At 69.6% G+C, this 9,287-nt stretch carries 8 protein-coding genes and 1 pseudogene; 5 read left to right on the top strand and 4 right to left on the bottom strand.

All coding sequences use genetic code 11. From position 1 onward, the window contains the following. Both ON23_RS11355 and ON23_RS11350 read right to left on the bottom strand, forming a co-directional pair. Nucleotides 1-370: pseudogene (locus tag ON23_RS11355) on the bottom strand (hypothetical protein); the annotation flags it as partial. Nucleotides 371-478: 108 nt separating this feature from the next. Next, complete coding sequence (locus tag ON23_RS11350) at nt 479-1,186, bottom strand: TetR/AcrR family transcriptional regulator (RefSeq protein WP_039778057.1); 708 nt, start codon at nt 1,184-1,186, stop codon at nt 479-481. A 415-nt stretch (nt 1,187-1,601) separates the two neighbouring features. Here ON23_RS11350 and ON23_RS11345 point away from each other — a divergent pair, with 415 nt between their 5' ends. Next, entirely contained in the window at nt 1,602-3,317 is a 1,716-nt protein-coding gene (locus tag ON23_RS11345) for a GMC oxidoreductase (RefSeq protein WP_039778056.1), read from the top strand. Between the two features lie 57 nt (nt 3,318-3,374). Here ON23_RS11345 and ON23_RS11340 read toward each other — a convergent pair whose 3' ends face one another. Then, complete coding sequence (locus tag ON23_RS11340; RefSeq protein ID WP_039778055.1) at nt 3,375-3,854, bottom strand: HAD-IIIC family phosphatase; 480 nt, start codon at nt 3,852-3,854, stop codon at nt 3,375-3,377. A gap of 198 nt (nt 3,855-4,052) precedes the next feature. Continuing rightward, nucleotides 4,053-5,141 (bottom strand): TerD family protein, encoded by a 1,089-nt coding sequence (locus ON23_RS11335; RefSeq protein ID WP_051042420.1) that lies wholly within the window; start codon nt 5,139-5,141, stop codon nt 4,053-4,055. Between the two features lie 192 nt (nt 5,142-5,333). Between ON23_RS11335 and ON23_RS11330 the strand changes: the two genes are divergently transcribed. The 4 genes from ON23_RS11330 to ON23_RS11315 all read left to right on the top strand — a co-directional run. Beyond that, nucleotides 5,334-5,816: a DUF2599 domain-containing protein gene (locus ON23_RS11330; RefSeq protein WP_039778054.1), complete on the top strand. Its 483-nt coding sequence runs from the start codon at nt 5,334-5,336 to the stop codon at nt 5,814-5,816. A 111-nt stretch (nt 5,817-5,927) separates the two neighbouring features. Then, nucleotides 5,928-7,361, top strand: a complete 1,434-nt coding sequence (locus ON23_RS11325; RefSeq protein ID WP_083903849.1) for an aminotransferase class V-fold PLP-dependent enzyme — start codon at nt 5,928-5,930, stop codon at nt 7,359-7,361. Next, nucleotides 7,358-8,674, top strand: a complete 1,317-nt coding sequence (locus tag ON23_RS11320) for a heavy-metal-associated domain-containing protein (RefSeq protein WP_244969567.1) — start codon at nt 7,358-7,360, stop codon at nt 8,672-8,674. Before ON23_RS11325 ends, ON23_RS11320 begins: the two co-directional genes overlap by 4 nt. Continuing rightward, nucleotides 8,671-9,287 (top strand): decarboxylase (locus tag ON23_RS11315; protein ID WP_039778053.1); only part of this gene is annotated, 617 nt, incomplete at its 3' end. The genes ON23_RS11320 and ON23_RS11315, both read left to right, overlap by 4 nt.

The raw sequence follows: 9,287 nt of genomic DNA, 5'->3' as shown, positions 1-9,287 counted from the left end.
CTGTGGTCGCGGCGGCCGGCGCGGTGCGGGTGGCGCGGCGGCGCGGTTCGGTGTCGCCGCGTTCGGGCGCGGGTGACTGAGCGGGGGCGGGACGGCGCCGGACGCTCGGTTCGGCGGTGGCGGCGGGCTGTTCACGTCGTGCCGGACGTTGTGCGGGAGGTGGGGTGGCTCGCCGGGTGCGCTCGCTGTCGCGCTGGTCGGCGGGTGTGGCGATGCCGCGACTCCAGGGCGGGGTGCCCGCCCGGACCGTGCGCGGGCCGTGTCGACCGGACCGATCCGCCGGCGACTCGTCGTCGGGCCGCGCGTGCCGCGATCGGCCGCTGCCGCCGCGGGGATCCACCACCGGGATCGGTTCGGTTTCGTCGTTCATTTCGCCGTTCAGTCTTTCATTCCCGGGTATGGGAAAGCTGAGAATGAGCTTTATCGGGTTGTGACATCCTGCACGATGACGGTCACGAATGCATACCCGCCGCGCGGGCTAGTCCGCTGCGGCAGCGGGGAATCCGAGGATCGCGCACAGGGTGTCGAGGTGGACGTCGAACACCTGGGCGCGGTCGGTGAAGGTCTGCGCGCCGTACATGTCGAAGACGTCGAAGCTCACCGCTCCGAACAGGCCCGTCCACACCGTCAGCGTGCGCGCCATCGCCCAGTTCGGCATCTCCAGACCGAATTCGGCGCGGATGCGTTCGATGTCGGCGGCCAGTTCGGCAGGGACCGCCGGGATGGGATCCGGGGTCGCGAGTTCTCCTGTGCGGCAGGCGGTTTCGACGATGTTCAGCAGGGATCCGATCACCCGGGTGCCGGGGGCGGTGGTCTCCTGGGCGGGTGCGTCGTAGCCGGGGACGGGGGTGCCGAACAGCAGGCCGTAGCGGGCCGGTTCGGCCAGCGCCCAGTCGCGCACGGCGTGGGCCAGTACCCGCAGCCGGGTGGCGCCGTCGGCGGGTGCGGCGGCCAGGGCGGCGTCGACGGCGTCGGCCAGTTCGGTGTAGCCGTCGACGACGAGCATGGTCAGCAGTTCGTCGCGGCTGCGCACGTAGCGGTACACCGCCGAGGAGACCACGCCGAGGTCGCGGGCGACGGCGCGCAGCGACAGCGCCGCGGCGCCGTGCACCGCGAGATGTTCACGGCCGATGCGCACGATTTCGTCCATCGTGCGGGCCCGGGCGCGGGATCGGGGTGTGCTCATGCTCCCAGCCTGCCATATAGAGAGCGGTGCTTACCAGAGTGATCGGCGATCTGGCGATTCCGGTCACACTTGTCACCGATCGTGAGGCGGATTACTGTTACCCGCCGGTAATGAGCGTGAGTGGCGACCCGACGCGAGGCGATCCATGCCGGACCGACTCGCGACGGCCGCTCGGACGCCACCCCCGCCGAGGCGGGCCGCCACCCCGGCCGGCCTCGCCGATTTTCCCAGGATCTGCCCGCCGACCAGGCACGACATCATTTAGGGGTACCGAGAGACACACCTAAAATATTCGGTAGTAGCGTTGATATTCGTCACCGGCGACACACACTCACGGAGGCCCGATGAGACACCATGCGCAGCCCGTTCCCGGGGCCGACCGGTTGCGGATGGCCCGCACCCCGCAGGAGCGGCCATGACCGCACACGACACCGATTTCGACGTCCTGATCGTCGGCTCCGGATTCGGCGGCAGCGTCACCGCGCTGCGCCTGGTCGAAAAGGGCTACCGGGTCGGCATTCTCGAAGCCGGTCGCCGCTTCGCCGACGACGAACTGCCCGAAACCAGTTGGGACCTGCGCAAATTCCTGTGGGCGCCCGCGCTGGGCTGCTACGGCATCCAGCGCATCCACCTGCTGCGCGATGTGCTGATCCTCGGCGGCGCGGGTGTCGGCGGCGGCTCGCTCAACTACGCCAACACCCTCTACGTCCCGCCGGAGCCGTTCTTCCAGGACAACCAGTGGCGCGACATCACCGATTGGCGCGCCGAGCTGACCCCCTATTACGAGCAGGCCACCAAAATGCTGGGCGTGGTGCGTAACCCGCACATCACCCCCGCCGACGAGGTGTTCAAACAGGTCGCCGACGACATGGGTGTCGGTGACACCTTCGTGCAGACACCGGTCGGGGTGTTCTTCGGCGAGCCCGGCAAGACCGTGGCCGACCCGTATTTCGGGGGTGTCGGCCCGCAGCGCACCGGCTGCCTGGAATGCGGCGAATGTATGACCGGCTGCCGCCACGGCGCCAAGAACACCCTGGTGAAGAACTACCTGTATCTGGCCGAGCAGGCCGGAGCGCAGGTGCTGCCGCTGACCACGGTCACCGCGGTGCGGCCGCTGCCCGACGGCGGCTGGCAGGTCGACACCCGCCGCACCGGCGCGAAGATCCGCCGCTCGCCGGCCTCCTACACCGCCGGGCACGTCGTCCTCGCCGCCGGCACCCGCGGCACTCAGAAGCTGCTGTTCGACATGCGCGACAAGGGAATTCTGCCGCGGCTGTCACCGCGGCTGGGCGAGCTGACCCGCACCAACTCCGAATCCATTCTCGGCGCGGCGACCCGGACCGTGGATCCCGACCGCGACTTCACCCGCGGTGTCGCGATCACCTCCTCCATCCACCCCACCCCCGACACCCATATCGAACCGGTCCGCTACGGCAAGGGATCCAATTCGATGGGGCTGCTGCAGACGCTGATGGTCGACGGCGGCGGCCGGATCCCGCGCTGGCTGCGTTTCCTGCTGGAAGTGCTGCGCCATCCACTGACGCTGCTGCGCATGCTCAGCGTGCGCAACTGGAGCGAACGCACCGTCATCTCGCTGGTGATGCAGCATCTGGACAACTCCATCACCACCTACACCAAGCGGGGTGTGTTCGGCCGCAAACTGACCTCCAAACAGGGCCACGGCGAACCGAATCCGACCTGGATCCCGGCGGGTAACGATGTGACCCGGCGCGTGGCGGAAAAGATCGGCGGCACCGCGGGCGGCACCTGGGGCGAGGTGTTCAACATCCCGCTGACCGCCCACTTCCTGGGCGGTGCGGTGATCGGCGCCGACCCCGAACACGGTGTCATCGACCCCTACCACCGCGTCTACGGCTATCCGACGCTCAGTGTGGTCGACGGCGCGGCGGTGTCGGCGAACCTGGGTGTGAACCCGTCGCTGACGATCACCGCACAGGCCGAACGCGCGGCCGCACTGTGGCCGAACAAGGGCGAAAACGATACCCGCCCCGCGCAGGACAGCCCTTACCAGCGCATTTCCCCGGTCGCGCCGCGGCAGCCGGTGGTTCCGGCCTCGGCGCCGGCGGCTTTGGTGTTGCCGATCGTCGAAATCAATCGCGACAGCGCCTGATCCATCCGCGCGCTCTCGATCCGGCCGCCGTGGCGATATCTCGCCGCGGCGGCCGGATCAGTTCGCGGAGATGTGGGCGAAACCCATCGGCGAGGTCGGCGGCGGCGCGGAGGTGAGCGGCGCCCGGAATTCCTGTAGCGCGGCGAGCACGTCGACGTGCCGCCCGGCATAGCAGCGCACCTGCGGCAGCGCGTGGGCGACCTCGCTGCGTTCCATCGCCTCGGCGTCGATATAGCCGATCGCGTCGAGTTCGATCCGCAACTGGGCCGCGATCCGGGTGATCGCCGCCGATTTGCGACCCCACCCGACCTCGACGGCGGCGAACAGCCCGTGCAGGCCGTGACGTTCCAATTTGTCGGTCGTCCAGGACCATTCGCCACGGCTGGCCACGGCGTGCAGCACACCCCGGCCGGTCAGGGTATGCAGCGCCCGCACCGCGTCCGGGCGCAGTGCACCACTGGTCGAATCGCAGACCACACCGTCCCACATGGTGTTGTCCAGTTCCCAGACAAGACATTTCACTGCCGGTGCTGTCATCTCGCCCCTACGGTCCACTCTCCTCAACACCCAGCTCGGCCACGCCCGCGGGCACGGCCGGTGGGTACACCGCCACCATCCAGGTACCGATTGTGCCGGACAAGCCCCCGCTTTCCTGGGCCGGTCCCGCGAGAGGTCATAGTAGGGATGCGCGGCCGCGCACACCAGCCCTGGCAAACCACTGGCTCGCGGTGCGGCTCACAGCGTCGGCACCACCAGCGGGACGGCCTCCACCGGATGCCCGGCCTGGATCGGGGCGCCGATCGAGGCCACCCGCCACAGGCCGCCGTCGCGATATACCTTCGCCACCACCATGCCGGTGTGCGGCCCGCCGCCGCGCAGATTGCCGCGCGCCAGTTCGGCGGTCGTGGACCCGTCGATCATGCGCCAGTAGCCGTTTCGGATGCGTTCGAAGGTATGCCCCGCATACGAGGTGACCACGAAGACCACCGACGTCACCTGCGCCGGCAGCCGGGCCAGGTCCACGGTGATGACCTCGTCGTCGCCTTTACCGTCACCGGTCAGGTTGTCCCCGGAGTGGCGCACCGCGCCGTCGCGGGAGGAAAGCTGCTGGTAGAACGCCACATCCACGAGTGTCTGGCCGACGAACAGCAGCGCCGAGGCGTCCAGGTCGATCTCGAGGGCGCGCAGCCCGCGCGGGCCGTGCACCTTCATCGGATCCCACCCGACACCCATCTTCACCATCGACAGCTCACCCTTGCGGATCTGATTGAGCGCCACCTCCTGGCCGGGTGCCAGCACCGCCGGGCCGCGATAGGGCAGCTCGTCCGCCCCGCCGCCCACCGCGACGCCGTGCGCGGTCACCAGCGCCGCGAATCCGGCCGGGAATCCGTGACCGAGCGGGCGCACCTGCCAGGTGCTGCCGACACGGTCCAGATCGGCGACGATCACCGCCGGTTCTTCACCGAGGCCGTCGACGGTGTACTCGTACACCGCATTTCCGCTCGGATCGGCCACGATCAGCTGCGGCGGCGCGTGGTCACCGAAGCGACCCTGCTGGTCCTCGAGCGAGGCCACGATCCGCACATGCTCGATTTCCGGTGGGAGCGAACGCAATCCGATCGACAGCTCCGGACGCCCGGAGGCCAGGCGCACCCCGTGCGCGGCGGGCTGGTTGTAGAAGATCAGATCGGTTTCGTCGCGGACCCTGCCGGCCGAATTCAGCAGCAGCGCCGAGACATCGACGGGTTCGCTGTGCCGGACGGATACGACGACCTCGTCGTGGGTCAGACGGTCCACCTGTCCCTTGGTCAACTGAGCGGCCACCCTTCCACTCTACGTCGAGTTCCGGCGGTATCCGGGCAACACGGGCGCACCCGCCGCGCCGATTCCGGTACGCGCGGGCGTGGCGGGTAGCGTGAGCGGCGACGGTGGATCGCGACGTCGAAAGGGACGCGAATGAGGTCGGGGGCGCGACGAGCACCCGGTCGCGGGCCGCGATGGGCCACGGCGGCCGCGGTGGTCTCGGCCGTACTCACGGTGGCCGGATGCGGCGGCGGCGACTCCGCGAGCACCGAATCCGCCACGCCCGCAACCACCCCGGCCGCCACGCTCACCTCCGAGGCGACGACCGGCCCGACCAGCGTCGCGCCGACCACCGAACCCACCACCGATCCCTTCGCCGGCAGCCCGCTGATCGATCACACCGAATGGACCGACGATCCCGACGGCCGCCGCCTGCACGTCTACCCGAGCGCCGCCGGGCGCGCCGACCAATTCCCCGCCGCACTGGACCGCGCCTGGTCGGAGGTGCTCGCCGACTCCCCCGACGCCGATTCGCCGGGCATGTACGACCAATTCGAATGTCATTGGGTGTGGGCGCGAATGGTCGCACCGAACAAGCCGAGCTGGAATCTGGAGCCGTGGCGGCCGGCCGTCGGCTACCAGGCCACCGTGCAGGCGATGTGCAATCCCGGCGGCCCCGATCCGGCGGGTAACTGACCGCGAAACTCGCCCGCTCCGATCACGATTCGCGCTGCTGGACGACCGACCGGTGAAATGCGTTGTCCGCGATCGGGTTCGAAGCCCACCGCGGCGATAGGTATCGTGGATATGGTCGCCAGCGTACGAGCCGAAGGGAGCGTCACGTTGCGGTCGCCGACCCCTCTGCCCGCGCACGCCCACCCGGCGAGCGCCCCGGCCTCCGCGCACACTCCCGCGCACGTCAGCGCCCGGATCCCTGCGCCCCCTGCGTGCGAACCGCCCGGCCCGGCCTCCATCGAGACCGCCGCAGCGCGCGACCCGGGAGCCGTCCGCGACCTGTTCCCCGCGCTCACCGGCGACGGCCCCGTCTATCTGGACAGCGCCGCGACCACTCAGAAACCGTTGCCTGTGATCGAAGTGATCGAGGGCTATCACCGCCGCCACACCGCCAATTCCGGCCGCGGCACCTATCCGTGGGCGACGACACTGACGCGTGCGATCGAGCAGGTCCGCGCCGATACCGCCCGCTTCCTGCACGCCGAACCCGACGAGGTGGTGTTCACCGCGGGCGCGACGGCCGGCCTCAACGCGGTCGCCCTCGCCTGGGGGCTGACCACCCTCACCGACGGCGACGAAATCCTCTACAGTCCACGCGATCACGCCTCGAATGTGTATCCGTGGCTGCAGTTGCGGGCCACGCTGGCCCATTTCGGTCGCCGGGTGCGGATGGTCCCCTATCGGACCACCGCGCTGGGCGAGGCCGATATCGACGACATCGCCGCCAAACTCGGGCCGCGCACCCGGCTGCTGACCGTCAGCCACCTCCACCACGTCTACGGTGCGCGCAACACCCTCGAGGAGTTGCGCGGCGGCCTCGACCCCCGGGTGGCGGTGTGTTTCGACTGCAGCCAGAGCGGCGGGCACATCCCGGTCGACGTGCGGGAGCTGGGCGCGGATTTCGCGGTGCTGTCGGCGCACAAGATGTTCGCCGCGCCCGGCACGGGGGTGCTGTTCTGCCACCGCCGCATCCACGACCAGCTGGGTCCGTTCCTGCCGGGCGGCAACTCCGGTGTGAGCGTGCGGGATTCGGCGTTGCGGCCGGCGCGGATGCCGCAGCGCCTGGAGGGCGGAACCCACAACATCCCGGGCATCCTGGCGCTCGGCGCGGCCCTGCGGGTACTCGACGCGATCGGTATCGACACGATCGAACAGCACAACCGGATGCTGACCCGCCGCCTCGTCGACGGCATGCGCGCACTGCCCGGGCTGCGGCTGCTGCCCGGTCCCGCACACGCCCCGTGCGACACCGGCTACGGCATCGTGTCGTTCACCCTCGACGGGATCACCGCCACCGACCTCGGCTTCGTGCTCTCGGAACTGGGTTTCCTCGTCCGCACCGGCGCCCACTGCGTCCCCTCCGACACTGCCGACGACGCCGACGACGCCGAACTGGTTGCGGCCGAAGCAGATTCGGTGCGGGTGAGTACCCATGTCTACACCACCGCCGAGGAGATCGACCGGTTCCTCGGTTGCCTCACCACCATCGCCACGGAGGTCCGATGACCACACGCCGCGAATCCGCCGCAGCCGCCGTCTCCACCGCCGACCCCGGCCCGGACTCCGGGGCCGCTGCGGACACGGCACCGACGGGCAGCGCATCGGATTACGATCGCCGCACCGCGTCCCGGATCCTCGCCGAACTGGCCCGCCCCGGCCTGTTCACCGCCGCCACACCCACCGCGGCACGCACTGTCGGAGTCACCCGCACACCGTTGCGGCCCGAACCGGGCAGCCATCTGACGTTGTCGCAGCGGCTGTATCTGGAGTCGTTCATGCGTCCGTGCCGCGCCGATCAGGTCACCAGCGCCACCCATCGGGTGGTGTGGACCGACAGCGACGGCATTCCCAACACCGGCCACGTCCGCGCCGGCGGTCTCGGGCCGATCGTGCCGGTGGCGGTCCGCGAAACCGTACTCGCCCTGTGGCACAGCCTCGACACCGATACCGCACTGGCCGGACGGATCGCGGCGCTCACCCCGCACGACCGCGCGGTGCTGGGCGCGACCACCACCGATCAGGATCCGATCGACATTCTGCGCGTCGGTATCGAAGCGACCGGCCGGGCTTTGGCACAGCACGCGCTGCTGGCCGAGACCACACCGTATCGGACCGCCACCCAATTCGCCTGCGGGATGCGCGATTCCGGCATCTTCGCCGCGGTCGCCACCCGCTGGTACTGGGAGCAGCAGGCATCCACCTATCGCCGTGGCATGATCGCGGCCGCCTTCGACACCCAGCCCGACGGCACCGTGCGCTACACCGCCGACACGATCGCCACCCTGCGCGCGATGAAGGACGCCACCATCCACGACGCCCACACCGTGATGCGGCGCGCCACCACCGAGGAGGGCCTGTCGGTGGAGGCGGCCATCGGCAGATATCACGACGAACTCGACCTCATCTCACGCCAATACGCCCTGCTGCCGCCGGGGACGCGCCCGTCGTGCCTGGCGGCGATGCCGCATCGCATCGACGGCGAGCACTACAGTCTGCTGCCCGAGGTGGTCGATCGGTTCGTGGACCTGTTCACCCGCACCGTGTCCGGACTCGACATCATCGAAACACCGGATGCCACCGGCGATCTCGCGGGCACGGCCGGCCATCTGTTCTATGTGCCGGATATGAACTGCAAACATTGCGTGCGCACCATCGGCGGCGTGCTGGAATCGATGCAGATCACGGTGCACGAGATCGATCTGATCAGCAAGCGGGTGCGCGCCGAATTCCGCAGCGCCCGCAACCGGCACCGGGCCTTCGAAGCGCTGCGCGACAGCGGATACAACCCGACCCTCGCAGCCCCGGGCCCGGCCGAATGAGCGCACCGCCCGCGTTACCGGCACTGCTGCATCCCCTGGTTCGCGCCTATCTCGACTGCCCGCACGCGCTCACCGCGGCCGTCGCCCGCTTCGGCACGCCGGCGCATCTGCTGTTCCCGCAGGTCTGCCTCGACAATCTGCGACAGCTGCGAGCCGTGGCGATGCGGCATCGGCTGCGCCATCGAATCTGCTACGCGCACAAGGTGAACCATTCCCGGGCGTTGCTGGCGACCGCGCACCATGCCGGTATCGGTGTCGATGTGGCCTCGGCGCAGGAACTCGCCGCGGCCCGCGACGTGGGATTCGCACCCGGCGACATCGAGGTGACCGGGCCGAAGGGCAGGCGGTTGCTGCGCGCACTCGCCGGTTCCGGTGTGACGGTGAACGTGGACAATCCGTGGGAGTTGCGCGAGCTGACGGCGCTGGCCGATCCGTCGGCGCCGATCCCGGTGTTGTTGCGGCTGAGCGGATTCCCCGGCCCCGGCGGGCAGGTGGCGGTGAGCCGGTTCGGCATCGGTCCCGCCGAGGTGGCCGAACAGCTGACGCTGCTGGCCCACTGCCGGGACCGAATCATTCTGCGCGGTTTCGCTTTTCATCTCGATTCCGGCGAGAT

The organism is Nocardia cerradoensis NBRC 101014 (genome assembly GCF_000308535.1).
Taxonomy (GTDB): Bacteria; Actinomycetota; Actinomycetes; order Mycobacteriales; family Mycobacteriaceae; genus Nocardia; species Nocardia cerradoensis.
This window is presented reverse-complemented; position numbering and strand designations above follow the sequence as displayed.